This window comes from Pseudomonas sp. 8_5_2 (assembly GCF_059295255.1).
Genome location: NZ_CM181238.1, coordinates 1834309 through 1860739, shown reverse-complemented (window position 1 = coordinate 1860739; position 26431 = coordinate 1834309). Strand labels below are relative to the sequence as shown.

At 61.1% G+C, this 26431-nt stretch carries 25 protein-coding genes; 3 read left to right on the top strand and 22 right to left on the bottom strand.

Annotation, left to right across the window (positions count from 1 at the left end; translation table 11 throughout):
- Positions 1-93: 93 nt before the first annotated feature.
- Positions 94-957, top strand: coding sequence for a pirin family protein (locus AC5O5R_RS08485; protein ID WP_172226278.1), 864 nt, complete (start codon positions 94-96; stop codon positions 955-957).
- 130 nt (positions 958-1087) lie between these two features.
- On the opposite strand, the gene AC5O5R_RS08480 is transcribed toward AC5O5R_RS08485, so the two are convergent.
- The 4 genes from AC5O5R_RS08480 to AC5O5R_RS08465 form a co-directional block, all read right to left on the bottom strand.
- Positions 1088-1813, bottom strand: coding sequence for a dienelactone hydrolase family protein (locus AC5O5R_RS08480; protein WP_172226281.1), 726 nt, complete (start codon positions 1811-1813; stop codon positions 1088-1090).
- A 78-nt stretch (positions 1814-1891) separates the two neighbouring features.
- A complete protein-coding gene (gene htpG / locus AC5O5R_RS08475) occupies positions 1892-3796 on the bottom strand; it encodes a molecular chaperone HtpG (protein WP_172226299.1) in 1905 nt (634 codons plus the stop codon).
- 70 nt (positions 3797-3866) lie between these two features.
- Positions 3867-4349, bottom strand: a complete 483-nt coding sequence (locus tag AC5O5R_RS08470; protein ID WP_172226302.1) for a PaaI family thioesterase — start codon at positions 4347-4349, stop codon at positions 3867-3869.
- A complete protein-coding gene (locus AC5O5R_RS08465) occupies positions 4346-4822 on the bottom strand; it encodes a PaaI family thioesterase (RefSeq protein WP_172226305.1) in 477 nt (158 codons plus the stop codon). Before AC5O5R_RS08465 ends, AC5O5R_RS08470 begins: the two co-directional genes overlap by 4 nt.
- Positions 4823-4977: 155 nt before the next feature.
- Between AC5O5R_RS08465 and AC5O5R_RS08460 the strand changes: the two genes are divergently transcribed.
- Positions 4978-5253, top strand: a complete 276-nt coding sequence (locus AC5O5R_RS08460) for a hypothetical protein (RefSeq protein WP_172226308.1) — start codon at positions 4978-4980, stop codon at positions 5251-5253.
- Between the two features lie 67 nt (positions 5254-5320).
- Here the strand turns inward: AC5O5R_RS08460 and AC5O5R_RS08455 are convergent, their stop codons facing one another.
- The 11 genes from AC5O5R_RS08455 to sdhC form a co-directional block, all read right to left on the bottom strand.
- Entirely contained in the window at positions 5321-6070 is a 750-nt protein-coding gene (locus AC5O5R_RS08455; protein WP_172226311.1) for a DUF599 domain-containing protein, read from the bottom strand.
- Positions 6071-6272: 202 nt separating this feature from the next.
- Positions 6273-7586: a branched-chain amino acid transport system II carrier protein gene (gene brnQ, locus AC5O5R_RS08450; protein ID WP_172230035.1), complete on the bottom strand. Its 1314-nt coding sequence runs from the start codon at positions 7584-7586 to the stop codon at positions 6273-6275.
- A gap of 482 nt (positions 7587-8068) precedes the next feature.
- On the bottom strand, positions 8069-8953 hold the full coding sequence (sucD, locus tag AC5O5R_RS08445; protein ID WP_172230032.1) for a succinate--CoA ligase subunit alpha: 885 nt from the start codon (positions 8951-8953) through the stop codon (positions 8069-8071).
- On the bottom strand, positions 8953-10119 hold the full coding sequence (gene sucC / locus AC5O5R_RS08440; RefSeq protein WP_172230028.1) for an ADP-forming succinate--CoA ligase subunit beta: 1167 nt from the start codon (positions 10117-10119) through the stop codon (positions 8953-8955). The genes sucD and sucC overlap by 1 nt, the downstream gene beginning before the upstream one ends.
- 172 nt (positions 10120-10291) lie before the next feature.
- Positions 10292-11728, bottom strand: coding sequence for a dihydrolipoyl dehydrogenase (lpdA, locus tag AC5O5R_RS08435; protein ID WP_172230025.1), 1437 nt, complete (start codon positions 11726-11728; stop codon positions 10292-10294).
- A gap of 95 nt (positions 11729-11823) precedes the next feature.
- Positions 11824-13047: a 2-oxoglutarate dehydrogenase complex dihydrolipoyllysine-residue succinyltransferase gene (gene odhB, locus AC5O5R_RS08430; RefSeq protein ID WP_172287555.1), complete on the bottom strand. Its 1224-nt coding sequence runs from the start codon at positions 13045-13047 to the stop codon at positions 11824-11826.
- A 42-nt stretch (positions 13048-13089) separates the two neighbouring features.
- Positions 13090-15921, bottom strand: a complete 2832-nt coding sequence (locus AC5O5R_RS08425) for a 2-oxoglutarate dehydrogenase E1 component (protein WP_172231856.1) — start codon at positions 15919-15921, stop codon at positions 13090-13092.
- Positions 15922-16167: 246 nt separating this feature from the next.
- Positions 16168-16872, bottom strand: a complete 705-nt coding sequence (locus AC5O5R_RS08420) for a succinate dehydrogenase iron-sulfur subunit (RefSeq protein ID WP_172231853.1) — start codon at positions 16870-16872, stop codon at positions 16168-16170.
- An 11-nt stretch (positions 16873-16883) separates the two neighbouring features.
- Positions 16884-18656, bottom strand: a complete 1773-nt coding sequence (sdhA, locus tag AC5O5R_RS08415) for a succinate dehydrogenase flavoprotein subunit (protein ID WP_172287553.1) — start codon at positions 18654-18656, stop codon at positions 16884-16886.
- 3 nt (positions 18657-18659) lie between these two features.
- Entirely contained in the window at positions 18660-19028 is a 369-nt protein-coding gene (sdhD, locus tag AC5O5R_RS08410) for a succinate dehydrogenase, hydrophobic membrane anchor protein (protein ID WP_008091903.1), read from the bottom strand.
- The gene (sdhC, locus tag AC5O5R_RS08405) at positions 19022-19408 is read right to left on the bottom strand and encodes a succinate dehydrogenase, cytochrome b556 subunit (protein ID WP_008091902.1); all 387 of its coding nucleotides are present in this window, start codon (positions 19406-19408) and stop codon (positions 19022-19024) included. The genes sdhD and sdhC overlap by 7 nt, the downstream gene beginning before the upstream one ends.
- A gap of 352 nt (positions 19409-19760) precedes the next feature.
- Here sdhC and gltA point away from each other — a divergent pair, with 352 nt between their 5' ends.
- Positions 19761-21050 (top strand): citrate synthase, encoded by a 1290-nt coding sequence (gltA, locus tag AC5O5R_RS08400; protein WP_027592878.1) that lies wholly within the window; start codon positions 19761-19763, stop codon positions 21048-21050.
- A gap of 113 nt (positions 21051-21163) precedes the next feature.
- On the opposite strand, the gene AC5O5R_RS08395 is transcribed toward gltA, so the two are convergent.
- The 7 genes from AC5O5R_RS08395 to AC5O5R_RS08365 form a co-directional block, all read right to left on the bottom strand.
- Positions 21164-21769, bottom strand: a complete 606-nt coding sequence (locus AC5O5R_RS08395; RefSeq protein ID WP_172288286.1) for an START domain-containing protein — start codon at positions 21767-21769, stop codon at positions 21164-21166.
- A 33-nt stretch (positions 21770-21802) separates the two neighbouring features.
- Positions 21803-22057 carry a YkgJ family cysteine cluster protein gene (locus AC5O5R_RS08390; RefSeq protein ID WP_172230995.1) on the bottom strand — a complete coding sequence of 85 codons (255 nt, stop codon included), beginning with the start codon at positions 22055-22057 and terminating at the stop codon, positions 21803-21805.
- A 130-nt stretch (positions 22058-22187) separates the two neighbouring features.
- Positions 22188-22667, bottom strand: coding sequence for a hypothetical protein (locus tag AC5O5R_RS08385; protein WP_172230998.1), 480 nt, complete (start codon positions 22665-22667; stop codon positions 22188-22190).
- A 64-nt stretch (positions 22668-22731) separates the two neighbouring features.
- Positions 22732-24174, bottom strand: a complete 1443-nt coding sequence (locus AC5O5R_RS08380; RefSeq protein ID WP_172231001.1) for an aminotransferase-like domain-containing protein — start codon at positions 24172-24174, stop codon at positions 22732-22734.
- A gap of 200 nt (positions 24175-24374) precedes the next feature.
- Entirely contained in the window at positions 24375-25187 is an 813-nt protein-coding gene (locus tag AC5O5R_RS08375) for an OmpA family protein (protein WP_172231004.1), read from the bottom strand.
- Positions 25184-25537 carry a DUF4398 domain-containing protein gene (locus AC5O5R_RS08370; RefSeq protein WP_172231007.1) on the bottom strand — a complete coding sequence of 118 codons (354 nt, stop codon included), beginning with the start codon at positions 25535-25537 and terminating at the stop codon, positions 25184-25186. Before AC5O5R_RS08370 ends, AC5O5R_RS08375 begins: the two co-directional genes overlap by 4 nt.
- A gap of 9 nt (positions 25538-25546) precedes the next feature.
- Entirely contained in the window at positions 25547-26371 is an 825-nt protein-coding gene (locus AC5O5R_RS08365) for a substrate-binding periplasmic protein (protein ID WP_494515171.1), read from the bottom strand.
- Positions 26372-26431: the final 60 nt, after the last annotated feature.

Here is a 26431-nt window from a genome sequence, read left to right as displayed (position 1 = left end):
GGAAAGAGTAGACCGGCCGGCCAACCAGACGGTTCAGCCAACGCCTGCGAACCGCTATGCTAGGGGCATTCCACCTCGCCTGGAGCCCTTCCCATGAGCAGCCCTCTGGTCATCCGCCCACGTGCCGAGTCGGTCGAGGGCCAGCCGATCCTGCGCCCGCTGCCATCGGCCCAGTGCCGCAGCGTCGGCCCATTCGTGTTTTTCGACCATATGCTCGAAACCGACTATCCCCCGGGGCACGGCATGGACATCCGCCAGCACCCGCATATTGGCCTGTCAACGCTGACTTACTTGTTCGAAGGCGCAATCCTGCACAAAGACAGCCTCGGCTCGGAGCAGCGCGTGCTGCCTGGGGATGTGAGCTGGATGACCGCTGGTAAAGGTGTGGCGCATGTCGAGCGCACGCCTGCGGACGCCCTGAGCCATGGCTCACGCTTGCACGGGCTGCAGGTGTGGCTGGCCTCGCCACAGGCGCTGGAACAGGGCGAACCGAGCTACAGCCATCATCCAGCGGCGAGCTTGCCGTTCAGTGATAGCCTGGGCGTGCGTATCTGCATGATTGCAGGCAGCGGGTTCTGCCTGGAATCACCGGTGCCGGTGCTCTCCCCTACCCTTTATGCGCATGTGACGATGCAGCCGGCCACTACGCTGGTAGTACCTGGCGAACATGTACAGCGGGCGCTGTATCTGCTCGACGGTGAGCTGTTCATGGATGGCGAACAGGTCGAGGCGTGCAGCCTGGTGGTCCTGCCAGAGGGTGAATGGGTGACGCTGTATGCCGAGGAAGAGTGCCAGTTGGTACTGATTGGCGGGGACCCGCTGGATGGGCCGCGGCGGATGAACTGGAATTTTGTCGCCAGTGACCCGGAACTGATCGAGCAAGCCAGGGCCAAGTGGGCTGCCGGGGATTGGCCAGTGGTGCCGAGGGAAACTTCGAGGATCGAGTTGCCTAGGTGATTTTGGGGCTGCTTTGCAGCCCATCGCCGCGGTTCGTCGCCACGACAAGCCAGCTCCCACAGATACAGCTCATGCCACTTTGTGGGAGCCGCGCTTGCCGGCGATGGGCCGCACAGCGGCCCCTGCGGTATCAGCGCTGGAAAACTTCGCTGAGCAGGTTGTGCATCGAGCGGAACGCCCGCTCCGAAGTACGGCGGTCATACTGCATCTTGCCCGGCACATTGGCATTCGGGTCGGTAAACGAGTGCACTGCCCCGCCGTAGCTCAGCAGCTGCCAGTCGACCTTGGCCGCATTCATCTCGTCTTCGAACGCTGGCAACTGCTCTTTCGGCACCAGTGGATCGGAAGCACCATGCAGCACCAGCACCGAGCCCTTGATGCGCTTGGCATCTTCTGCGTTCGGCGTGTCCAGGGTGCCATGGAACGACACCGCCGCCCGCAGGTCAGCCCCGGTACGCGCCAGCTCCAGGGCGCAGCAGCCACCGAAGCAGAAACCGAACGTGCCAACCATGCCAGGCTCCAGCAGCGCCTTCGACTGCCCCAACAGCTGCGCCAGGGCCTCTTGCATGCGCTTGCGCAACTCACCACGGTCGTTCTTCAGCGGCATCATTGCCGCGCCGGCCTCGTCGGCATTGGACGGACGCACACCTTGCCCGTACAAGTCAGCAATCAGCACCACATAGCCCTTCTCGGCCACTTCCTTGGCGATGCGCTCGGCCCCCTCGCCGATACCCATCCAGTTCGGCGCCATCACCAGCCCCGGCCGGCCCAGCGCCCCCGGCTCATGGACCAAGCGGCTTTCGTAGGTCTTGCCGGACAGATGGTAGACCAGCGATTCGACGATTACTTTGCTCATCAAGCACTCCTTTGGCACTGTTCTTAAAAAGCCTGCCATGAAAAAAGCCCGCCGAAGCGGGCTTTCCTGTGCATCAACTCAAGCAGACAGCTCGACCAGCAGCTTGTTCAGGCGACGAACGTAGGCCGCCGGGTCTTTCAGGCTGTCACCGGCCGCCAGGGCCGCCTGATCGAACAGGATGTGCGACAACTCGGCAAAGCGGTCCTCGCTCTGTTCGTTGTCCAGCTTCTCGATCAGCGGGTGACCCGGGTTGAATTCGAAGATCGGCTTGGACTCGGGCACCTTCTGCCCGCTGGCTTCGAGGATCTGACGCATCTGCAGGCCCAGGTCCTGCTCGCCAATGGCCAGGATCGCCGGCGAATCAGTCAGGCGGTGCGATACACGCACTTCGGCCACGCTGTCACCCAGCGCACCTTTCAGGCGCTCGACCAGGCCTTCCTTGTCCTTGGCGACTTCTTCCTGGGCCTTCTTGTCTTCTTCCGAATCCAGGTTGCCCAGGTCCAGGTCGCCGCGGGCGACGTCGACAAACGCCTTGCCGTCGAACTCGTTGAGGTAGCTCATCAGCCACTCGTCGATGCGGTCGGTCAGCAGCAGCACTTCGATGCCTTTCTTGCGGAAGACTTCCAGGTGCGGGCTGTTCTTGACCTGCGCGTAGGACTCGCCGGTCAGGTAATAGATCTTGTCCTGTCCTTCCTTGGCGCGGGCCAGGTAGTAGGCCAGGGAGACACTTTGCTCGCCGCTCTCGTCCTGGGTGGAGGCGAAGCGCAGCAGGCCGGCGATTTTTTCCTTGTTGGCAAAGTCTTCGGCCGGGCCTTCTTTCAGCACCTGACCAAAGTTTTTCCAGAAGCCCTTGTACTGCTCGGGTTCGTTCTTCGCCAGCTTCTCCAGCATGTCCAGCACGCGCTTGGTCAGCGCGGTCTTCATCGAATCGATGATCGGGTCTTTCTGCAGGATTTCACGCGACACGTTCAGCGACAGGTCGTTGGAGTCGACCACACCCTTGATGAAGCGCAGGTACAGCGGCAGGAACGACTCGGCCTGGTCCATGATGAACACACGCTGCACGTACAGTTTCAGGCCGCGCGGTGCTTCGCGCTGGTACAGATCGAACGGCGCGCGGGCCGGCACGTACAGCAGCGAATTGTATTCCAGCTTGCCTTCGACCTTGTTGTGGCTCCAGGCCAGCGGGTTTTCGAAGTCATGGCCGATGTGCTTGTAGAACTCCTGGTATTCCTCGTCCTTGATCTCGGTACGCGGACGGGTCCACAGGGCGCTGGCGCGGTTGACGGTTTCCCACTCTTCGGCTGGCTGTTCTTCACCTTCGGCTGCAGCTTGCTCTTTCGGCAGCTGAATCGGCAAGGCGATGTGATCGGAGTACTTCTTGACCACGTTGCGCAGGCGCCAGCCATCGGCGAACTCCAGCTCGTCCTTCTTCAGGTGCAGGACAATGCGGGTACCGCGCTGTGGCTTGTCGATGGTGGCCACATCGAACTCACCCTCGCCTTTCGACGACCAGTGCACGCCTTCGGCGGCCGGCTGGCCGGCGCGACGGCTGTACACATCGACCTTGTCGGCAACGATGAACGCGGAGTAGAAGCCCACGCCGAACTGACCGATCAGGTGCGAGTCCTTCTTCTGGTCACCGGTGAGGTTCTTCATGAAGTCGGCAGTGCCGGACTTGGCGATGGTACCCAGGTGAGCAATGACGTCTTCGCGGCTCATGCCGATGCCGTTGTCCTCGAGGGTGACGGTACCGGCGTCCTTGTCGAAGCTCACGCGAATCTTCAGTTCATCGCCGCCCTCGAGCAGCTCGGGCTTGGCCAGCGCTTCGAAGCGCAGTTTGTCCACGGCATCGGAGGCGTTGGAGATCAACTCACGCAGGAAGATCTCCTTGTTCGAATACAGCGAATGGATCATGAGGTGCAGCAGCTGCTTTACCTCGGTCTGGAAGCCCAGCGTTTCTTTTTGAGTATCCACACTCATGGTCTTCAAAACTCCGATCTGATGGCAGTGGGCGCCTGGCGGCCGGTTCGGCCTGCGTTAAAGGCGGATGTCATGCAGATGGGGGCAGCCCGGATGATTTCAAGGGCTTTTCCGGTTCAATCTTGAAATGCGCGCGCGCCGTGGCGATCGGCGATTGCCTGTCACCTTGCCAGGCGGTGATGGCCACGTTGGTCACCCGTCGACCCTGGCGCCACAGCTGGCACTGTGCGTAGGTATCCCGAAAATGCCCGGCCCGCAGGTAGTCGATGGAAAAATCGATGATCTTCGGAATGCTTGCGCTGTCGCTGTAGATCAGCAGGTACAGCGCCGCCGACAGCTCCATGAAGCCGGCGATCACGCCGCCGTGAATGGCGGGCAGCAGCGGGTTGCCGATGTTGTCCGGGTTGGCCGGCAGGCGAAACAGCAGGTCCTCGCCCCGGCGCTCGCATTCGATGCCGATCAGGCCTGCGTAGGGGATCAGCGCCAGTAGCGGCCGGTAATCCCCCTGGGCATGGGCGGCGTTGAGCTGCTGGCGAACCGCGTGCGGAATCATGCCCCACCCTCCTTCAGGTTGTTGCCAAAGCGGATGCCGCCCTTGACCTCCTGGCCCAGCCGCATGAATGTACCGACCACCTGGCAAATCGGCTGGTCAGGGTCGTCCTGGTAGGCGGTGCCACGGGTAAAGATCACATCACGGGTCACCCGGTAGCACTGGGCATGGCCGTAGATTGCCTTGCCGGCCTGCGCCGGGTGCATGTAGTCGATACGCAGGTCCAGCGTCGGGCACACCTCGAAGCGCGGCAGCACACACAGCGTGGCCATGCCGCAGGTGGTGTCCATCAGCGTGGTCAGGGCGCCGCCATGCACAGCGCCGGTTTGCGGGTTGCCGACGATGGCCGGCGACCAGGGCAGGATGAGGGTGATGCCCTGCGCATCGGCGTGTACCACACGCATCTGCAACAACTGGCAATGTTTCAATGCCGAGAGAAAACGCTCGGCCATGGCCATCAAGGTTGAATCGCTCATTCGCTGTATCCACCTGAACTGCCGCAGCGGCATGGATTGAGTAAAAAGTCTATCTGGAACGGGGCGTTATATATCTGTAATCTCCGTTGAACTTCTTCCGCGTAGTTGTACTCGAAGGTTCAAGTCAACTTATTCCACCAAGGAGAAACACCCCCATGCGTAAACCTTTTGCTTTTGCTCTGATGCTGGCTGCTGCCATGGGCCTGGCCGCTTGCGATAAAGCGAGCGAAGACAAAGCCCAGGACGCACAAGAACATGCTGAACAAGCCCAGGAGAAAATGGGTGAAGCTCAGGATAAGATGAACGACGCCGCCAAGGAAAACGCCGAAGCTGCCAAAGATCAGGCCGAAGCCGAGCAGAAGGCTGCCGAAGAAGCCGCTCCGGCTACTCCGGCTGCCCCAGTTACGCCGGCCGAACCCGCCAAGCAGTAATTGGCTGAAACAAAAAAACCCGACGCTGTCGGGTTTTTTTGTGCCTGAAACTTGAGGATTAAACGTTTCAGTTGCCCGCCGCACTAGTTTCCCTGGCAGGCTCGCCAGGCACACTTTCCGTGGGTGTGAACACCATCACATCGAGCACATCCGAATGGAACTCGCGGCGGTACAGGATCAGCACTACCCCGACACTCATGGCCATGAACAACCACGGGCTGATGAACCAGCTCAACATGGCCATGCCGAAGTAATACGAGCGCAGGCCCAGGTTGAACTGGTTGGCAGCCAGCGACAGTACCCGCGCCGCGCGTGAAGCGAACGCCTTGCGCTCCAGCTCGTTGACCAGGCGCTCGCCGACCATCGGTGCCGAGCCTACCAGTACTGCGGCGAAGTTGTACTGGCGCATGCACCAGCTGAAGGTGAAGAAGGCATAGACGAACACCGTGGCCAGGCACAGCAGCTTGATCTCCGACATGCCCTGGGACGCCTGCTGGACTAGCGGCAGGTCGGCCAGCAGCGACAGTGCCCGGTCCGAGGCACCCAGCACGGTGAGTATGCCGGCCAGGATGATCAGGGTACTGGAGGCGAAGAACGAGGCGTTGCGCTCCAGGTTGCCGATCACGCTGGCATCGGCGATGCGGTTGTCGCGCAGCAACATGCGGCGCATCCAGTCTTCCCGGTACAGGTGCAGCACGCTGGCCAGGCAGGCGGTGTCGCGGCCCTTCCAGATGGCATAGCGGGTGTACCCGCCCCAGCACAGGGCAAACCAGGCGATGGCCAACAGGTTGTTGAGGTTGCTTTGGATGAAGTTCATGCAGTGTTCCCGAATGGGCCAGGTGCCTAGAGGATAGGGACCGGGTTTCGACGCTGGCAAGCGGCAAAAGGCACACCTTCTGGCAGATATCTGCACAGGCAAAGAAAAAGCCCCGCATCCTCTCGGATACGGGGCTTTCAAGCTTCCACCCTTGGCGCGCACCTTTCGGCTTGTGGCCGGTGCCGCCCTCAGGCTTCGCCTATCAGGCCAGCGCCTCGCGCGGCTTGCCGAGCATGCGGTCGCAGGCGACGGCACCCACCAGGGTCACCACCGAAGGCACCAGCCAGGCCATGCCCGCATCGCTCAATGGCAGGTGCGCCAGGAAGTCCGGCAGCACATGGGCAATGCTGCTGCCCTTGATCGCGTCGACCATGCCAAACACCAGCGATACCAGCATTACCGGGGCCAGGATGCGGGTCGGCGAGTTCCACAGGTCCTTCACGAAGCTCAGGCCGACCACCACGATGCACGGTGGGTAGATGGCGGTGAGCACCGGGATCGAGAACATGATCAGCTTGGTCAGGCCCAGGTTGGAGATCAGCAGCGAGAAGCCGGCAAGGATCACCACCAGTGCGCGGTACGACAGCGGCAGGATCTGGCTGAAGTACTCGGCGCAGGCGCAGGTCAGGCCAACCGCAGTCACCAGGCAGGCCAGCGCGATCAGCACGGCCAGGAAGCCACTGCCCAGCGAGCCGAAGGTATGCTGCACGTAGGCATGCAGGACCGCCGCACCGTTGGTAGCGTCCGCCGCGATATCGTGGCTGGTGGCGCCCAGGCGGAACAGGCTGATGTACACCAGGGCCAGGCCGACACCGGCGATCAGGCCGGCGATGATGGCGTAGCGGGTAATCAGCTTCGGCGACTCGACACCGCGCGAGCGAATGGCGTTGACGATGACGATGCCGAACACCAAGGCACCCAGGGTATCCATGGTCAGGTAACCGTCGGAAAAGCCTTTGGAGAACGCGGCGGCGGCGTAGGCAGGCTGCGCTTCACCAATGGTCCCGGCTGGCAGCGCAAAAGCTGCAATACCCAATACGGCCAGGGCAATGATCTTCAACGGTGCCAGGAAGCGGCCCACGGTATCGAGCAGTTTGCCCGGATACATGGACACTGCCAGCACCACGATAAAGTACACCAGGCTGTAGATGAACAACGCCAGCGGGCTTTCACCGGTCAGCGGGGCCACACCTACTTCGAACGACACGGTCGCGGTACGCGGGGTGGCAAACAGGGGGCCGACCGACAGGTAGCACACGGCTGCCAGCAAGCCGCCGAAGAACTTGCCGATCGGGCTGCTCAGGGCATCCATGCCACCGCCGACCTTGGCCAGGGCGACCACGGTGATGACCGGCAGGCCCACCGCGGTAACCAGGAAGCCGAGGGCGGCCATCCACACGTGCGGGCCAGACTGCAGACCGACGATAGGCGGGAAGATGATGTTGCCAGCGCCTACGAAAAGCGCAAACGTCATAAAGCCAAGCGCCAGGATATCCTGGCCTTTGAGAACTTTCATTTAAGGTAGTACCACACTGCTGAAATCGGGATTCGAGAGGGGATTTCCCATTGGATGAGGGGAAATGCTGCCCGGCTTGATAGGCCAGACCCGTTTAGCGTGTCGTTCCCTTTTGGGGTACGGGCACAGAGTGAACACGTAATGTAACTGTTTTGTCAGTCAAACGCACTGGCACAGTGCTGCTTGTCCGATGTGCGTACATGTTTGTCGTCTGCGCGACCGTCAACAGTGGGAATTATCCTCGGATTGAAACATTCGTCTGTATGAAAATTCCTATCCAGGCAATCGAAAATTCCATGTTGTCTGCACCGGCCTCTTCGCAGGTAAACCCGCTCCCACAGGGAAATCACAAACCTAAAGGACTGTACGCTACCTGTGGGCGCGGGTTTACCCGCGAAGGGGCCGGTGCTGAATTTCACGAACCCAAAAACGACAGAGGCCACCCGAAGGTGGCCTCTGTGCGCGTGGGGGGTGTAGCAGTATTACTTCTTGGCTTCCCAGCCAGTCAGCTCGGCCAGGGCCTTGCCGATGTCAGCCAGGGAACGCACGGTCTTCACACCCGCGTCCTGCAGGGCGGCGAACTTCTCGTCCGCAGTGCCCTTGCCGCCGGAGATGATGGCGCCGGCGTGGCCCATGCGCTTGCCCGCAGGTGCGGTAACACCAGCGATATAGGAAACCACAGGCTTGGTGACGTGGGCCTTGATGTAGGCCGCAGCTTCTTCTTCAGCCGAACCGCCGATCTCGCCGATCATGACGATCGCTTCGGTCTTCGGGTCTTCCTGGAACAGCTTCAGGATGTCGATGAAGTTGGAGCCCGGGATCGGGTCACCGCCGATGCCGACGCAGGTCGACTGGCCGAAGCCGGCGTCGGTGGTCTGCTTCACAGCTTCGTAGGTCAGGGTGCCGGAACGCGAAACGATACCGACCTTGCCTGGCAAGTGGATGTGGCCTGGCATGATGCCGATCTTGCACTCGCCCGGGGTGATGACACCTGGGCAGTTAGGGCCGATCAGGGTCACGCCCAGCTCGTCGCACTTGACCTTGGCATCCAGCATGTCCAGGGTAGGAATGCCTTCGGTGATGCAGACGATCAGCTTGATGCCGCCGAAGGCCGCTTCCAGGATCGAGTCCTTGCAGAACGGAGCCGGTACGTAGATGACCGAAGCGTCAGCGCCGGTAGCTTCCACGGCTTCCTTGACGGTGTTGAACACCGGCAGGCCCAGGTGGGTGCTGCCACCCTTGCCTGGGGTTACGCCGCCGACCATCTTGGTGCCGTAGGCGATGGCCTGTTCGGAGTGGAAAGTACCTTGCGAGCCGGTGAAGCCCTGGCAGATGACTTTGGTGTCTTTATTGATCAGGACGCTCATTACTTGCCCTCCGCAGCTTTGACAACTTGTTGAGCAGCGTCGGTCAGGCTGGTTGCCGCAATGATGTTCAAACCGCTTTCTGCCAGTACTTTTGCGCCCAGTTCGGCGTTGTTGCCTTCAAGGCGAACGACGACCGGAACTTTCACGCCGACTTCTTTCACTGCACCGATGATGCCTTCGGCAATCATGTCGCAGCGAACGATGCCGCCGAAGATGTTGACCAGAACGGCCGCGACATTGCTGTCGGACAGAATGATCTTGAACGCTTCGGTAACGCGCTCTTTGGTAGCACCACCGCCAACGTCGAGGAAGTTGGCTGGCTTGCCGCCATGCAGGTTGACGATGTCCATGGTACCCATGGCCAGGCCGGCACCGTTGACCATGCAGCCGATGTTGCCTTCCAGCGCCACGTAGTTCAGCTCGAAGCTGGCAGCGTGGGCTTCACGAGGATCGTCCTGCGACGGGTCGTGGAAGGTTTTCAGCTTGGGCTGACGGTACATGGCGTTTGCGTCGATGTTGATCTTCGCATCCAGGCAGTGCAGGTCGCCGTCGGCCTTGATGACCAGCGGGTTGACTTCGAGCAGGGCGAGGTCGTGTTCTTTGAACAGCTTGGCCAGGCCTACGAAAATCTTGGCGAACTGTGCAACCTGCTTGCCTTCCAGACCCAGCTGGAATGCCAGTTCACGACCCTGGAACGGCTGAGCGCCGACCAGTGGATCGATAGTAGCCTTGATGATCTTCTCAGGAGTTTCGTGAGCGACTTTCTCGATGTCCACGCCACCTTCGGTGGAGGCCATGAACACGATACGGCGGCTCGAGCGATCGACTACAGCGCCCAGGTACAGCTCTTTGGCGATGTCAGTGCAGGATTCGACCAGGATCTTGGTCACTGGCTGACCGTTGGCGTCGGTCTGGTAGGTTACCAGGCGCTTGCCCAACCATTGCGCAGCGAACGCCTTGGCGTCTTCCTTGCTGCGAACCAGCTTGACGCCGCCCGCCTTGCCGCGACCACCTGCGTGAACCTGGGCTTTGACAACCCACTCGTTCCCGCCGATCTTGTCGCAGGCTTCTGCTGCAGCTTCAGGGGTGTCGACTGCGAAACCCTTGGAAACTGGCAGGCCGTATTCAGCGAACAGCTGCTTACCCTGATACTCGTGAAGATTCATGCTTTTTACCGTCTTCGTTAGGTACTGCGCTTCGGCGCTGCGCCATTACTGGCGCCGCACCACCTGTGACCGTTGACCCCGGGTTTTCCCGTGTGATCCGGTCCGGCGGACTTTCCGCGGTGAGTCATGCACGCAAGACTCACGACGGGCAGCCCGCCGTGGTTTCTTATAATTAACGCTTCTTACGGTTGGCCACGTGAATGGCGCCGCCATTCACCGCCAGCGCTGCTTCATGCAACGCTTCGGACAGGGTTGGATGGCTGAAGACCATCATGCCCAGGTCCTCGGCACTGGTGCCGAATTCCATTGCGATTGCGCCCTGCTGCACCAGTTCGGCAGCCGATGGGCCAATCACGTGTACACCCAGAACGCGGTCAGTCTTGGCATCGGCGATGACCTTGACGAAACCACCGGTGTCGTTGGCCGCCATCGCACGGCCGCTGGCAGCGAACGGGAAGGTGCCTACGTTAACCTCAACACCCTCGGCCTTCAAGGACTGTTCGGTCTTGCCGACCCATGCGATTTCCGGGTGGGTGTAGATAACCGAAGGGATCAGGTCGTAGTTCATCTGGGCCTTGTGGCCCTTGATGCGCTCAACCACCATGATGCCCTCTTCCGAGGCCTTGTGGGCCAGCATCATGCCGCGTACCACGTCACCGATGGCGAACACGCCCGGCACGCTGGTGGCGCAGTGATCGTCGACGAAGATGTAGCCACGCTCATCGATGGTCACGCCGCTGTCCGAAGCCAGCAGGTCGGTGGTCACCGGGCGACGGCCGACCGCAACGATCAGCTTGTCGAAGGTAATCTTCTGCTCGCCTTCGGCGTTGGTGTAGGTGACTTCGACTTCGTCGCCGTTGACTTTCGAGCCGGTGACGCGCGCACCCAGCTTGATGTCCAGGCCTTGCTTGGTCAGGGTCTTCTGGGCTTCTTTCGACACGGCGGTGTCGGCAGCCATCAGGAAGGTGTCCAGGGCTTCCAGGACGGTGACTTCAGCACCCAGGCGAGCCCACACCGAGCCCAGCTCCAGGCCGATGACGCCGGCGCCGATAACGCCCAGGCGCTTCGGTACGGTCTGGAATTCCAGGGCGCCGGTGGAGTCGACGATGACGTTCTGGTCGACCGGAGCCGGCGGAATGTCGATCGGACGCGAGCCGGAAGCCAGGATCACGTTTTCGGCTTCGATGACTTCGGTGGTGCCGTCAGCCTTGGTCACTTCGACTTTCTTGCCGGCCAGCAGTTTGCCGTGGCCCTGGATCGAAGTAACGCCATTGGCCTTGAACAGGGTGGCAACGCCGCCGGTCAGGTTCTTGACGATGCCAGCCTTGCGGCCAACCATCGCGGCCACGTCCATCTTCACTTCGCCAGTGGAGATACCGTGCACATTGAAGCTCTCTTTGGCTTCCTTGTACTTCCAGGAGCTGTCCAGCAGCGCCTTGGACGGGATGCAACCTACGTTAAGGCAGGTGCCGCCCAGGGCCAGCTTGCCCTCGCCGTCGGTGTATTTTTCGATACAGGCAGTCTTCAGACCAAGTTGGGCGGCCTTGATGGCAGCTACATAGCCGCCAGGACCTGCACCAATCACCACTACGTCGAATTTCTGGGTCATAAAAGATTCCTTATCAGCAACAAGCTACAAGCCAAAAGCTGCAAGCCTACACGCTTCTACTTGAAGCTTGCAGCTTGCAACTTGTGGCTGTTTGATTAGATGTCCAGCAGCAGGCGAGACGGATCTTCCAGCAGGTTCTTGATGGTGACCAGGAAGGTTACCGCTTCCTTGCCGTCGATCAGGCGGTGATCGTACGACAGCGCCAGGTACATCATCGGACGGATCACGACCTGGCCATTGATGGCCATCGGGCGCTGGATGATGTTGTGCATGCCGAGAATGGCGGCCTGCGGCGGGTTGACGATCGGGGTCGACATCATCGAACCGAAGGTACCACCGTTGGTGATGGTGAAGGTGCCGCCGGTCATTTCCTCGATCGACAGCTTGCCGTCACGGGCCTTCTTGCCGAAGGTGGCGATGCCGTTCTCGATTTCAGCCAGGCTCATCGACTCGGCGTTACGCAGTACCGGTACCACCAGGCCACGGTCGCTGGATACGGCAACGCCGACGTCGGCGAAGCCGTGGTAGACAATGTCGTTGCCGTCGATCGAGGCGTTGACTGCCGGGAAACGCTTCAGCGCTTCGGTGGCGGCCTTGACGAAGAACGACATGAAGCCCAGGCGCACGCCGTTGTGGGTCTTCTCGAACAGGTCCTTGTACTTCGAACGCAGGGCCATGACTTCGGTCATGTCGACTTCGTTGAAGGTGGTCAGCATGGCCATGTTCGACTGGGCTTCGACCAGGCGCTCGGCGATCTTGGCGCGCAGGCGGGTCATTGGCACGCGCTTCTCGGTGCGGTCGCCAGCGGCGGTCACAACCGGGGCTGCAGCGGCAGCGGCAGGCTTGGCAGCAGGAGCCGCGGCAGGCGCGGACTTCTTGTTGGCGACTGCAGCAACCACGTCTTCCTTGGTGATGCGACCACCTTTGCCGGTGCCGGCCACGGTAGCCAGGTCGATGCCGTTTTCTTCAGCCAGCTTGCGCGCGGCCGGGGCGGCAACCGGGTCGTCTTCGCCAGCGTCGGCAGCAGCGCCAGCCGGGGCAGCAGCGGCCGGGGCAGCAGCTGGGGCAGCAGCAGCGGCAGCGCCTTCAACGATCGAACCCAGTACTTCGTCGGACAGGACGGTATCGCCCTCGCCCTTGACGATGTCGCCCATCACGCCATCAGCGGTAGCCAGTACTTCCAGGACGACCTTGTCGGTCTCGATGTCGACGATCAGCTCGTCACGCTTGACGGCTTCGCCCGGCTTCTTGTGCCAGGTGGCAACGGTGCCATCGGCAACCGATTCCGGGAAGGTTGGGGCTTTGATCTCGATAGCCATTATCTGTGTTTCCTTAAATTCGGTTTCAGGTGCGCGAAGGTGTTAGACAGTGAAGGCGTCTTGCAGCAGTTTTTCCTGCTGTTCGGCGTGCTTCGAAGCGTAACCACAGGCTGGCGCGGCAGAAGCGTCGCGGCCGGCGTATTCCAGGACCAGTGCCTTGTTGTGGCGGCCCAGGATACGGCGCATGTGGTGCTGGCTGCTGTACCAGGCGCCCTGGTTCATCGGCTCTTCCTGGCACCATACGGCGTGCTTGAGGTTGCTGTATTGACCCAGGATTTCGACCAGGTCGTCCTCCGGGAACGGGTACAGCTGCTCGAGACGCAGGATGGCGATGTCTTCGCGGCCTTCGGCACGGCGTTTTTCCAGCAGGTCGTAGTAGACCTTGCCACTGCACAGCACCAGGCGCTCGACCTTGGCCGGATCGATCGCGTCGATTTCCGGGATCACGGTCTGGAACGAGCCTTCGGCCAGGTCTTCCAGGGTCGAGATGGCCAGCTTGTGGCGCAGCAGCGACTTCGGCGTCAGCACCACCAGCGGCTTGCGCAGCGGGCGGATCACCTGGCGACGCAGCAGGTGGTAGATCTGTGCCGGGGTGGTCGGTACGCACACCTGGATGTTGTGCTCGGCGCACAGCTGCAGGTAACGCTCCAGACGCGCAGAGGAGTGCTCCGGGCCCTGACCTTCATAACCGTGTGGCAGCAGCATGGTCAGACCGCACAGGCGGCCCCATTTGTGCTCGCCGCTGGTGATGAACTGGTCGATCACCACTTGCGCACCGTTGGCGAAGTCACCGAACTGGGCTTCCCAGATCACCAGCGCGTTCGGCGTGGTGGTCGAGTAGCCGTATTCGAAGGCCAGTACCGCTTCCTCGGACAGGAACGAATCGTACAGGTCGAAACGTGGCTGGCCCGGGAACAGGTTCTGCAACGGAATATAGGTGCTGGCGTCCTTCTGGTTGTGCAATACCGCATGGCGGTGCGAGAAGGTGCCACGGCCGATGTCCTGGCCGGTCATGCGGATCGGGTGACCTTCGAACTGCAGGGTGGCGTAGGCCATGGTCTCTGCATAACCCCAGTTGATCGGCAAGCCACCGGCCTGCATCTTCTGACGGTCTTCGTAGATCTTCGATACCTGGCGCTGGACGACAAAGCCTTCAGGCAGCTCGAGCAGCTTGGCCGACAGGTCCTGCAGGGTCTTGAGGTCGAAGCGGGTGTCGTGACGCGCGGTCCAGGCATGGCCCAGGTACGGACGCCAGTCGACGAACAGCTCGCGGTTCGGCTCCTTGACCAGGCTTTTTACAACGTGCAGGCCATTGTCCAGCGCGTTGCGGTACTCGTCGATCTTGGCCTGGGCGCGGTCGGCGTCGATGCGCCCGGCCTTGATCAGTGCCTCGGCATACAGTTCACGGGTGGTGCGCTGCTTGCTGATCTGCTGGTACATCAGGGGCTGGGTGCCGTTCGGCTCGTCAGCCTCGTTGTGGCCGCGACGACGGTAGCAGACCAGGTCGATGACCACGTCACGCTTGAACTGCATGCGGTAATCGATGGCCAGCTGGGTCACGAACAGCACGGCTTCCGGGTCATCGCCGTTGACGTGCAGGATCGGCGCCTGGATCATCTTGGCAACGTCGGTGGCGTACTCGGTGGAGCGCGCGTCCAGCGGGTTGCTGATGGTGAAACCGACCTGGTTGTTGATCACGATGTGCACGGTACCGCCGGTCTTGAAACCGCGGGTCTGCGACATCTGGAAGGTTTCCATGACCACGCCCTGGCCAGCGAACGCAGCGTCGCCGTGGATCGAGATCGGCAGCACCTTGTCGCCAACGGTGTCGTTGCGGCGGTCCTGACGGGCGCGCACCGAACCCTCGACCACTGGCGAAACGATTTCCAGGTGGGACGGGTTGAACGCCATGGCCAGGTGCACTTCGCCACCGGTGGTCATCACGTTCGAGGAGAAGCCCTGGTGATACTTCACGTCACCGGAGCCCAGCTCGTTCATCTTCTTGCCTTCGAACTCGTCGAACAGCTCGCGCGGGTTCTTGCCGAAGGTGTTCACCAGCACGTTCAGACGGCCCCGGTGGGCCATGCCGATGACGACTTCCTTGGTGCCGTAGGAGCCGCAACGCTGGATCATTTCGTCCAGCATCGGGATCAGGCTCTCGCCACCTTCAAGGCCGAAGCGCTTGGTGCCTGGGTACTTGGTGCCCAGGTACTTCTCAAGGCCCTCACCGGCGGTCACGCGCTCGAGCAGGTGGGTCTGCACGTCGGCGGAAAACTCCGGACGGCCGCGCACGCTTTCGAGGCGCTGCTGGAACCAGCTGCGCTGCTCGGAGTCGACGATGTGGGTAAATTCGGCGCCAATGGTGCGACAATATGTCTTCTGGAGTGCATCGACGATGTCGCGTAGGCTCGCCTCCTCTTTGCCGATGAACAGGTCGCCGGCACGGAAGGTCGTATCAAGATCGGCATTGGTCAAGCCGTAGTGATTGATCGACAGGTCTACGGGCGCAGGGCGCTGCCACAACCCCAACGGGTCGAGCTTGGCAGCCTGATGGCCGCGCATACGATAGGCCTGGATCAGTCGCAGAACTTCAACCTGCTTCTTCTCGTGTTCACTGCTCACGCTCCCGGCAGATACCGGTTGGGCGCGGCGCTGGTTCTTTGCCAGCAGTACGAAATGGTCGCGGATTGTCGAGTGCGATACATCGGTAGCGGTGCTGCCGTCGGCGGGCAACTTCTGGAAGTAGGTGCGCCACTCTTCTGGCACAGCGTTAGGGTCGTGCAGGTAGAGCTCGTAGAGCTCTTCCACATATGCAGCGTTACCACCTGAGAGGTGGGCGCTTTCCCACATGCGCTGCATCACGCTTTCTTGCATGCTTGGTCACCCTCGATTAGGGGACTGATCGGCGAGAGCCACAGCAAACCTGGAAAAGTCCGAATAAAGCGACTGAACCACGCCACTTGGATCCTGCTGATTTTCCGGGTACCAGCCCGGAAAGCCCCTGCTGGTCTCATATCTTCATAGGTAATGAGCGCGGGCTTTGTGGGCCCTTGCTCGGGTTTTACCTCAGTGCGGGCTCACCACCCGCACCTCGGCTTACTGCAGGTACAACACTTTGTATCAGGTGCCGCTTTGCAGCAGCATGTTACGTACGTGACCGATTGCCTTGGTCGGGTTCAGACCTTTCGGGCAAACGTTTACGCAGTTCATGATCCCGCGGCAGCGGAATACGCTGAACGGGTCATCCAGGGACGCCAGGCGCTCCTGAGTCTTGGTGTCGCGGCTGTCGGCCAGGAAGCGGTAAGCCTGCAGCAGAGCGGCCGGACCCAGGAACTTGTCCGGGTTCCACCAGAACGACGGGCAGGAAGTCGAGCAGCAAGCGCACAGGATGCACTCGTACAGACCGTCCAGCTTGTCGCGGTCTTCCGGCGACTGCAGGCGCTCGATGGCCGGCGCCGGGGTGTCGTTCTGCAGGAACGGCTTCACCTTCTCGTACTGCTTGTAGAAGATGCTCATGTCGACCACCAGGTCACGAATGACCGGCAGGCCTGGCAGCGGGCGCAGAATCAGCTTGTTGCCCTTGACCACACCCGACAGCGGGGTGATGCAGGCCAGACCGTTCTTGCCGTTCATGTTCATGCCATCGGAACCGCACACACCTTCACGGCAGGAGCGACGGTACGAGAAACCCTCGTCCTTTTCCTTGATCAGTGCCAACACATCGAGAACCATCAGGTCCTTGCCGCCGGTATCGACGTCGAACGACTCCATCTTGGGCGCCGAGTCGGTGTCGGGGTTGTAGCGATAAACTTCGACTTTCAACATAGCAGCCACCCTTAGTAAGTCCGGATTTTTGGTTCGAAGGCCGGTACGGTCTTCGGCGCAAAGTTGACGCCACGCTTGGCAACGCGCTTCTCACCCGGGTAGTACAGGGTGTGGCACAGCCAGTTTTCGTCGTCACGGTCTTCGAAGTCTTCACGGGCGTGAGCGCCGCGGGACTCTTTACGGGCTTCGGCCGCGATGGCGGTAGCTTCGGCGACTTCCAGCAGGTTCTGCAGCTCCAGCGCTTCGATACGCGCGGTGTTGAAGGCCTGGGACTTGTCGTTGATCTTGACGTTGGCGATGCGGTCACGCAGGCCGGCCAACTGCTCGATACCCTTCTGCATGTATTCGCCGGTACGGAATACACCGAAGTAGTTCTGCATGCAGCTCTGCAGTTCGCGCTTGAGGCTGGCAACGTCTTCGCCAGTGGAGCGCTCGTTGAGCTTGTTCAGGCGGTTCAGGGCAACATCGATGTCGGTGTCGCTGGCGTCGAGGTGCTCGATGCCGTCGCTCAGCGCCTTCTCCAGGTGCAGGCCGGCAGCACGGCCGAACACCACCAGGTCGAGCAGCGAGTTGCCGCCCAGGCGGTTGGCACCGTGAACCGATACGCACGCCACTTCACCTACTGCGAACAAGCCAGGGATGATGTGATCCTTGCCTTCTTCGTCCATGGTGATGGCCTGGCCATGAATGTTGGTGGCAACGCCGCCCATCATGTAGTGGCAGGTCGGAACGACCGGCACCGGCGCGACCACAGGGTCGACGTGGGCGAAGGTCTTGGACAGTTCGCAGATACCTGGCAGGCGGCTGTGCAGCACTTCCTCGCCCAGGTGGTCCAGCTTCAGCAGTACGTGGTCCTTGTTCGGGCCCACGCCGTTGCCGGCGATGATTTCCTTGACCATGGAACGGGCAACCACGTCGCGGCCGGCCAGGTCTTTCGCGTTCGGCGCGTAACGCTCCATGAAGCGCTCGCCGTGGGCGTTGATCAGGTAACCACCTTCACCGCGGCAACCTTCGGTGACCAGTACACCGGCGCCGGCGATGCCGGTCGGGTGGAACTGCCACATCTCGATGTCCTGCACCGGTACACCGGCACGCAGGGCCATGCCGATACCGTCACCGGTATTGATCAGGGCGTTGGTGGTGGAGGCGTAGATACGGCCTGCACCGCCAGTGGCCAGAACGGTGGCCTTGGACTTGATGTACATGGTTTCGCCGGTTTCGATGCAGATCGCGATCACACCGACAAAAGCGCCTTCCTGGTTCTTCACCAGGTCAACGGCATAGTACTCGTTGAGGAAGGTGGTACCGGCTTTCAGGTTGCCCTGGTACAGGGTGTGCAGCAGCGCGTGACCGGTACGGTCGGAAGCGGCACAGGTACGGGCGGCCTGGCCACCTTTACCGAAGTCCTTGGACTGGCCACCGAACGGACGCTGGTAGATACGGCCGGTTTCGGTACGCGAGAACGGCAGACCCATGTGGTCCAGTTCGAAGACCGCAGCCGGGCCTTCCTGACACATGTATTCGATAGCGTCCTGGTCACCGATGTAGTCGGAGCCCTTGACGGTATCGTACATGTGCCAGCGCCAGTCGTCGTTCGGGTCGGCCGAAGCGATGGCGCAGGTGATGCCGCCCTGGGCGGATACAGTGTGCGAACGGGTCGGGAAGACCTTGGTGACTACGGCGGTCTTGTGGCCGCCTTGAGCCAGTTGCAGCGCTGCGCGCATGCCGGCGCCGCCGCCACCGATGATGATGGCGTCGAAGGAAATGGTTGGAATGCTAGCCATGGATCAGATACCCCAGAGAATCTGCACACCCCAGACGAAGTAAGCGAACATCGCAACGCCGCATACCGCCTGGAACAGGAAACGAATCGCAGTTGCCGACTTGCCGAACGACATTGGCGTCAGGTAGTCGGTCGCAATGGTCCACATGCCGACCCAGGCGTGAGCGCCCAGGGCAACGAGGGCCAGCAGACTGAAGATCCGCATCGCGTTGTTGGAGAACAGACCATGCCACTGGGTGTAGTCGATGCCTGGGTGGGCGACCACGTAGCCGATCAGGAAGATGAAGTAAGCCGCGAGAACGACCGCAGATACGCGCTGCGCCATCCAGTCATAGAGGCCCGAACGCGACAGGTTCGTGACATTGGTTACCATACCCAAACTCCCACCAGAACGATCAGCACCACGGAGATGACAATCACGATTTTCGAGCCCAGTTTGCCGCCTTCCAGCGTCTCACCGATGCCCATGTCCATGATCAGGTGGCGAACACCTGCCACCAGGTGATACAGCAAGGCGGATAGCAGGCCCCAGGTCACGAACTTGGCCAGCGGGCTGGTCAGACACGCCTTCACCTCACCGAAGCCTTCCTCGGAACCCAGCGATTTGCCCAATGCGTAAAGCATGATGGCAAGGCCGATGAACAGGATGACGCCGGAGATACGGTGCAGAATGGACGTGTACGCGGTGACAGGGAGCTTGATGGTCCTTAGGTCTAGGTTTACAGGTCGTTGGCTTTTCACGGCTTTTTTCACACTGAAGAGCCCCTAGCGAATCAGGGCAAAGTTGTTGGTAAGTGTACTGGTCAGGTACCCACCACCCAGGGAACGGCGACCCCCAGCAGTTCGGGCTTGCAAGCCCCTGGCGGTCGGGTGCCGAGTATAGACAGTTAGGCTGCTTATGACAACGTGACGGGGTAGCCCAAATAGCGCATTGCCTTTAGCGAACAAAAGGCGTAAATGGGCGAGAATTTCGCGAAAAACCAGGCTTCAAAGCCTGTTTCAACAAGCCTTTAGGCAAATTGACATCTGAATTTATCCCTCTATAGTGGTGCGGGCCCTGCGTGGGGGGTCTGTCTGATGATTTCTAGCATTAATAGGAGGCCACATGGCTGACAAAAAAGCGCAGTTGGTCATCGAGGGCGCTGCCCCCGTCGAGCTGCCCATTTTAACCGGCACCGTTGGTCCTGATGTAATCGACGTCCGCGGGTTGGGGGCCACTGGTCACTTCACCTTCGACCCTGGTTTCATGGCGACCGCCTCGTGCGAGTCGAAGATCACCTACATTGACGGCGACAAAGGTATCCTGCTGCACCGCGGCTACCCGATCGAGCAACTCGCCGAACAGTCCGACTACCTCGAAACCTGCTACCTGCTGCTCAACGGCGAACTGCCGAATGCCGAGCAGAAGGCCCAGTTCGTCAGCACCGTGAAAAACCACACCATGGTTCACGAGCAGCTGAAATCCTTCTTCAACGGCTTCCGTCGCGACGCTCACCCGATGGCGGTGATGTGCGGCGTGGTCGGCGCCCTGTCGGCGTTCTATCACGACTCCCTGGACATCAATAACCCGCAACACCGCGAAATCTCCGCGGTGCGCCTGGTCGCGAAAATGCCGACCCTGGCCGCGATGGTCTACAAGTACTCCATGGGCCAGCCGATGATGTACCCGCGCAACGACCTGTCGTACGCGGAAAACTTCCTGCACATGATGTTCAACACCCCGTGCGAGATCAAACCGATCAGCCCGGTGCTGGCCAAGGCAATGGACCGGATCTTCATCCTCCACGCCGACCACGAGCAGAACGCCTCCACCTCCACCGTGCGCCTGGCAGGCTCCTCGGGCGCCAACCCGTTCGCCTGTATCGCCGCCGGTATCGCTGCACTGTGGGGCCCGGCCCACGGCGGTGCGAACGAAGCCGTGCTGACCATGCTGGATGAAATCGGCGATGTCTCGAACATCGACACCTTCATCGCCAAGGCCAAGGACAAGAACGACCCGTTCAAGCTCATGGGCTTCGGTCACCGCGTGTACAAGAACCGCGACCCGCGCGCCACCGTCATGAAGCAGACCTGCGACGAAGTCCTGCGCGAGCTGGGCATCAAGAACGACCCGCAGCTGGAACTGGCCATGCGCCTGGAAGAGATCGCCCTCACCGATCCTTACTTCATCGAGCGCTCGCTGTACCCGAACGTCGACTTCTACTCGGGGATCATCCTCAAGGCCATCGGCATTCCGACCAGCATGTTCACCGTGATCTTCGCCCTGGCACGTACCGTGGGCTGGATTTCGCACTGGAAAGAAATGCTCTCCAGCCCGTACAAGATTGGCCGCCCGCGCCAGCTGTACACCGGCGAGCAGAAGCGCGACATCGTTGCACTGACGGACCGCAAGTAAGCTTTTTCAGCCGAACGCAAAAAGGCTGCCCTCGGGCAGCCTTTTTTATTTGTCCTGTATTGGTCTCTTCGCGGGCAAGCCCGCGAAGAGACCAATACAGGCAGCATAAAACCTCAGTTTTTCTCGGCCCGCTCACGCAGCCCTTTCAGGGTATTGAACGGCGCATCCACCACGAATTTGTTGGCCACCATCGCAGGCACACTGCCCCCCGGCTCGGTATGCACCTGGTACGTGACCTCGGTGTTGTCACCCTTGGGCACCAGCTTCCAGAAGCCCTCGACCTTGGCCACCCGCACAAAGCCTTTCTCTTCCGGGATATAGGTCGGTTCCTCCTTCAGGTTACGCGTCAGGCTGCCATCAGCACCCTTGACCGTGGTCACGTGCAGCACAGAATCCCGCGGCGTCACCGGCCATGGCGTATTGAACTGGGTGTAGGTCCAGCTCTGGTCACCTTCATGCTTGAGCAGCTTCTGCGTCTTGCACTCGTGAATCCAGGCGCAAGCACCGGCCACGTCTTCCTGCAACGCCTGGACCTTGGCCAGCGGCGCCTTGATCAGGGTCACGCCCTGATAGGCCTTGTACTTGGAGCCCGCCACTTCGCTGAGGGAAACCTTGATCCCCTCCTCGTCCTTGGCCACCTGCCAGTTTTCGGCCCAGGCAGCAGGCGACAGCAGAACACCCATGCCACACAGCAGTGCAATACGCTTGAACGATCTCATCATGTTTATCCTTGTTGTCGAAGATCCAGCCAGTCACGCCGCCGTCATCTGCTCCCACCAGCCAAGAATCCTGATTGCCTCTTCACTGTCACTGCCACACACCTCGGCATCTGCCTTGAAACCACCACACACCGCCGGCCGCTCGGGCTTGCCGAACAGGTCGCAGAGGTTGGCGGCCGTCAGGTGCAGGCAGCGCTCGCCCGCCGGCTTGCCATTGGGCATGCGCGGCATGGCAGAAGTGATGGACGGGGCGATGCAGCAGGCACCGCAACCCTCACGGCAATTCATGGCAACTCACCAAAATCAGGACTCCCTGAAACAGAAACGGGACGAATGCCCCTGGATAGTAACGGCTCAAACAGACGTTTGAAATTGCTGGCACAAGGAAATATGCCGTGACCCGGTAGTCAGTTCCCGGTTACTGACGATACTCGAAATCGATGGCTGCCCCTTCCACGTCATGACGGCTGTCATTGCGCAACTGCAACTGCATTTCGTTGCTGATCAGCCGACCATTGAGCTGGAACGGGCTATCGCTGGGCTCAGGGCTCTGGCTGAACATGGGAGGCAGCAAAGGTTTGCGACGCTGGATGGGTGAAGGCGTACCTACATTCGGCTCGAGGTTGTCGACCAGGTCCGTGGGCAGACTCAAATCGAGCTTTGCCTTGGGCAATGGCTTGGCGACGGCCTTGCTCACCGGTTTACGCGCCGGCTTGGCCTTGCTGTTGCTGGCCTTCTTCGCCACCGGCTTGGTTGCCGCCTTGGTTGCCGCCTTGGGCGCCGGCTTGTTCGAGGCCGCCTGCGCCTGAGCAGCCGGCTGCGCAGCCTGGGCGACACTACCCAGCGTGCAGAACGGTGCAAGGCACAAGATCAGGACAAAACGGCGTAAGGCGCTCATGGCAATTGGACAGACTGGCCGGAAAAGTGCGTATGCTCTCTGTTCCGCGGGCTGCTGGCAAGCCTTACAAAAGTGTGAGGGCAGGCTCTCTGCACAGCTGTTGCGCCAGCAAACCCAGGGTAATCACTGCGCGCTCGGCCTCTTTGTTCCACGGAATACCGCAGTTCAAGCGAATGCAGTGATTGAACTGTTCTGTGTTACTGAATATTAGCCCCGGAGCAATGCTGATCCCCTGCTCCAGCGCGCGCACGTGCAGCTCCTGGGTATTGACCCGCCCAGGCAGGCTCACCCACAGAATGAAACCGCCTGTCGGCCGGGTCATCTGGGTACCCTCGGGAAAGTGCTGCTGCACCGCCAGCTGGTAGGCACTGAGGTTCTTGCGGTACTCCTGGCGAATGTAACGCAGGTGGCGATCATAGCCGCCGTTTTCCAGGTAAGCCGCCACCCCCATCTGCGTCACGCTGCAGGCCGAGTGGGTGGTGAAGGTTTGCAGGCGCTGGATTTCGTCCTGGTAACGCCCGGCAATCATCCAGCCAACACGCACCCCCGGTGACAAGGTCTTGGAAAAGCTTGAGCAGTAGATCACCCGGTCCAGCCGGTCGTACGCCTTCAGCGCCTTGGTCTTGCCCTGCTCGAACATCAGCTCGCCATAGATATCGTCTTCGATGATCTGAATATCGAAGTCCGAAGCCAGGCGCAGCAATTGCTTCTGCCGTTCTTCGGGGACGGTGCCGCCCAGCGGATTGCTCAGGCGCGCAGTCAGCACCAGAGCCTTGATCGACCACTGGTTGGCTGCCAACTGCAAGGCTTCGAGACTGATCCCGGTGGACGGGTCACTAGGGATCTCGATCACCTTCAGGCCCAGCAGGTCAGCCAATTGCAGCAAGCCGTAATAGGTCGGCGACTCGGCGGCGATCAGATCACCCGGGCGCGTCAGCACACGCAGCGACATCTGCAGCGCATCGACACAGCCGTGGGTCACGATCACCTCTCGCGGATCGACCAGCACCCCGGCATCGCGCATGCGAATGGCGATCTGCCGGCGCAGCGGCTCGAAACCCGGGCTGAACATGTAACTGAAGGCGCGCGGGCTGTGAAAGCGCGTCACCTTGGCAATTTGCTGGTGCAGGGCCCGCACGGGCAGATAGTCGACATGCGGCACGGCGGCGCCAAACGGGAAAACGCCGTCGCGCCGCGCCTCGGTCAGTACCTGCTGGATGATGCTGGCGCGGGTCACCAGACCGGGGCGCTCGACCCGGGCGATGTCCGGGGTCTGGGCAGTCAGGGCCGGGGTCTGGTGCACGTAGTAGCCAGACTGCGGCCGCGCGCGGATAAGGCCCTGGTCTTCGAGGTTGGCATAGGCCTGCAGCACCGTGGCATGGCTGACATTGAGCTGGGCGCTCATCTTGCGCACGGAAGGCACCCGCTCGCCTGGCTGGTAGACACCGCGACGGATGTCATCGGCCAGTTGCTGGGCGATACGCTGGTACAGCAGCAGGTTGGTCATGGCTGGATCTCGACGCGCGGACGGCTAGTTATTCTTGTGCGACACACTGACGGTAGAGGATACCGTAACAGTTGCAAAGTGTACTGGGACAGATGGCAAGATAGTCAACAATACAATTGCGTGGCAGCCATAGAAAGGATTATGCCGCTGCCAGACCAATCACAAGCGGGGGCTGCTCTGCCGCCCCCGCTTGTCATCAATCAGCGCGCTGGCGCGAGCTTGCCTTTTTCATCGGAAAACACGATCTCTACCCGGCGGTTCTGCGCCCTGCCCCGCTCCGACGCATTGGCCTCGATCGGATACTGGTCGCCATAACCTTCCACCTGCAGGCGCTTCTCGTCGATGCCCAGGTCGACCAGCATGTCGGCCACGGACTGTGCCCGATCGCGCGACAGCTTGACGTTGTCCTCGGGGGCGCCGGTGCTGTCGGTATAGCCCTCGATACGCACCACCCGACGCGGGTTCAGTTGCAGGAACTGCACCAGCTTGAGCACGGTACGGCTGGCCGAGTTCTTCAGGTCGGCACGGCCGGTATCGAACAGCACATCGCCCAGGGTCATCACCAGGCCACGGTCGGTCTGCTCCGAGGCCAGCGCTGCAATCTGCGACTCGACCCACTTGCCCTGCTGCTGCACGCTGGCCAGCTTGGCCTCGCGCAGGGCCAGTTGCAGGCGCTGGCGCTCGAGATCGAGCTTGGCCTGACGCTCCTGACTCAGCGCCAACTTGGCATGCTCGCCGGCGATTTCGCTGTAGCGCTGGCTGAGATAGGCGTAATGCCGCACATCGGAGCCGGTGCCGATATAGCTCGACAGGCGCTCGGCGCGTGCCAGCGATTCGCCAGCACGAATCACGTCGCGCGGCGCGCTGCGCAGCACATCGGAATCATCCTTGACCTTCTGGAACGCGGCAGTGGCGTCGTCCAGCGCTGAGCTGCTGCGCTGGCTGGCGCAACCTTGCAAACCTGCCGCCAGCGCCAGCAACGCCAGCGCGGCCAATGGTGCACGGCGAATCATGGCTGCACCTCCAGCTGCTTGCGCAGGCGCTTGACCCGCGACTGCAGCAGTTGCAGCTGCTCTTCGCTCTTCTGGTTCAGCACCTGGGCCTCGGCCAGACGTGCATCCAGCTCCGCCTGCTCGGCGCGCATGCGCGCATCGCGATAGTCTTGGGTAAGCATATTGGTCTTGGCCCGGGCCAGCTTGTCTTCGGCCAGTTTCAGCGTTTCGACCTGGTCGGTGGCACCGACGGCCCTGGCCTGCTCCAGTGCCTGTTCGGAAATGCGCATCTGCTCGTCAGGGGCCGGATCATTGGCGCAGCCAGCCAGGCCGAGCACGGCCAGGGCAAGGATTAGTGGTTGGGTTCTCACGCAATCTTCCTAGTGTTTGGGGGCGTCCGTCGGCACCCGCAGTTGCTGCGCTTTCCAGCGCTCGACATTACGTTGCAGCACGGCCTCGGACGCACCGGAGATCGGCAATTCTGTCAGTTTTTTCGCCAATTGCCCACGCAACCAGCTGTCATTGCATGCCGAGTTGTGTGACAGGGCCAGGTACAGGCCCGGCCGATCCACCGGCAAGCCCCGGGCAATCAGGTCATTGCTCATGCCCAGGCTCTGGGCCATGGCCATGCCCGCATAGCGGCCAGCCAGCACATAGTCGACCTGGCCGAGCACCAGTTTCTGGAATGCCTGGGTAAGGTTCTGTGCCGGCACCAGCTTGAGCTGGGTTTTGGCGAAGGCAGTGAAGGCTGGCGTGAGACGTGCGCGTTCGGACAAACTGCCCTGGTACCTGGCCAGGTCCGCCGGGCCGTCGAAGTCCAGCACGGCATCATGGCGCGTCCATACCAGGTACTCGTTGAGCTGCAGGGGTGGATGGATGTAGTCCAGCGCGGTCAGCTGCTCCACTTGCATGGGGGTGTCGAGCAGCAGGTCCATGCGCCCGCTGCGTACCTCGTCCAAGGCCTGATCGCGACGGCCCGCATTCAGCACTTCTACCTTTACACCCAGCTCGCCAGCTACCTGGCGCAACAGGTCCACATTGGCACCGATCAGGTGTTTCGGGTCTTTCGGGTCTTGCCACGAATACGGTGGCGCATCCGGGCTGCCGGTCGCCACCAGGCGCTCGCATTTGCCTGCTGACATGGCCAGTGGTGATATCAACACCGCCATACATGCCAGCGCCCTGCCCGTTCCGCGCAATGTCATCCCTCACTCCTTGCATTGCTTGATCCGGCCCTATCGCCGGCAAGCCAGCTCCCACAGGTA